The sequence below is a fragment of the Microcystis sp. M53603_WE2 genome (assembly GCF_030065435.1).
In genome coordinates, this window is sequence record NZ_JASJFF010000915.1 from 1 (window position 1) to 1504 (window position 1504).

At 40.6% G+C, this 1504-nt stretch carries 3 protein-coding genes and 1 pseudogene; all 4 read right to left on the reverse strand.

Annotated features, from left to right (window positions below):
• Positions 1 to 84: 84 nt before the first annotated feature.
• A complete protein-coding gene (locus PX481_RS19415; RefSeq protein WP_288095529.1) occupies positions 85 to 411 on the reverse strand; it encodes a DUF5615 family PIN-like protein in 327 nt (108 codons plus the stop codon).
• A complete protein-coding gene (locus tag PX481_RS19420; protein ID WP_002757287.1) occupies positions 395 to 658 on the reverse strand; it encodes a DUF433 domain-containing protein in 264 nt (87 codons plus the stop codon). The genes PX481_RS19415 and PX481_RS19420 overlap by 17 nt, the downstream gene beginning before the upstream one ends.
• A 289-nt stretch (positions 659 to 947) precedes the next feature.
• Positions 948 to 1358, reverse strand: coding sequence for a hypothetical protein (locus PX481_RS19425; RefSeq protein ID WP_288024938.1), 411 nt, complete (start codon positions 1356 to 1358; stop codon positions 948 to 950).
• A 23-nt stretch (positions 1359 to 1381) separates the two neighbouring features.
• Positions 1382 to 1504: pseudogene (locus PX481_RS19430) on the reverse strand (IS630 family transposase); the annotation flags it as partial.

Below are 1504 nucleotides of genomic sequence, written 5' to 3' on the forward strand. Positions count from 1 at the left end.
AATCGCTAAACAGCGGATTCCCGTGATTTGGGATCGAGATATCGCCGGGGATGCGGAGTTATGCTGCTTTCGCCAACACAACTTTCAGGAGCCTGCAACTTCAATCACTTCTCCTGGAGCGACTTTATCTAATACGCTACAGGCATCTGGCATTAGGGGAAGTAAGTCAGAAAGTTTGTTGCTGGTTGCTACAAGAACAATAACTGCCACTCCAGTTTGCTGTAAATTTTGCTGATAACGCAAATTTTGATCTGTAGTGAGGAGAATCGTGAAACCCTCCTGACTCATCAGCCTCAGCAACTCACCGTTCTTTTTCCCTGACCATCCCATCTCAACAACTGTGCATACCTCGTAATCGGCAAGCTCACGCTTTAACGGGCGTGGGGCGCATTCATCAAGCAGGATTCGCATAGGCTGTCAACATTTCCTTTGCTAATTCAAGGGCTGAGATCGCCTGTTCTCGACTGACACTGGGAAAATGGTCTAGAAATACCTCTAATGAATCACCAGCCTCAAGATAATCAAGTAGGGTTCTCATCGGCACACGAGTTCCTACAAAAACAGGGGTTCCCCCTAGAATGTCGGGATCACTGTGAACAACACGGGATATTAATGCCATAACAAATATATCCAACTGGCTACTAGCTTTTATCGTCATTGTATCCTAAAGTCATTTGTCGGCTCTATACAAGGTGAGGCTCAGGCATGGGACACTTCACTTGACTACTCTGCCTACATCTTGCCGCTAGACCCAAACTAACTTTTGGATACGATGCACAGTTGGCATTCATACCTTGATTCAGCAACGCCTAGACTTACAGCTTCAATCAATGTGCATGGTGCGTTCCCCAAAAATCTATTAGTGGAGCGGTAGAAGTTGCATTAGGGAACTCACCCTTCCGATACAATTGCGTTATTCTCAAATTCCTTGGCGTTTAATAGTTCAGTTATTCATTTTCTTGAAAAATATCCCCATCGTATTCAATTTTAGCAAATTCGTTTTCTTCTTCTTCAAAAGAGTCTAGCTTCTCTCTAACTTCAGAAAATAAATCCTCCGATTCAGACGATTCTTGTAGTTGCTCATCAATCAAATCTACTCTAGGTAGGATGACATGAAACTCTTTTTTCCATTTAGAAATTAAATGTTCATTCCAGTTAACATCAGGACTAATTTCCTCTTTGGTCTTTTTTATTAGCTCTCTTACACCATCAGAGGTATCAGATAATATTATTTTGACAAGTTCTACACATTTATCGGCTCCAGAACCTTTAGTAAGAATGCTCAGATTTTCATTAGGCTGCACTATGATATTAGACCAGTGTGGTTGGTTTCTTTGAAAAAAACCTTCTTGATCCATTTTCTTAATAAGCTTTTACGCATTTAAGTTACATTGACAGCATTACCCTTATTTTTAAGTTTTCTACTCCATTTAATAATCAATCCCCCTTCATTTAAAAGCTGATTGACTACTTTTTCCAGTTCTTCTTTATTTTCAAATTCTCG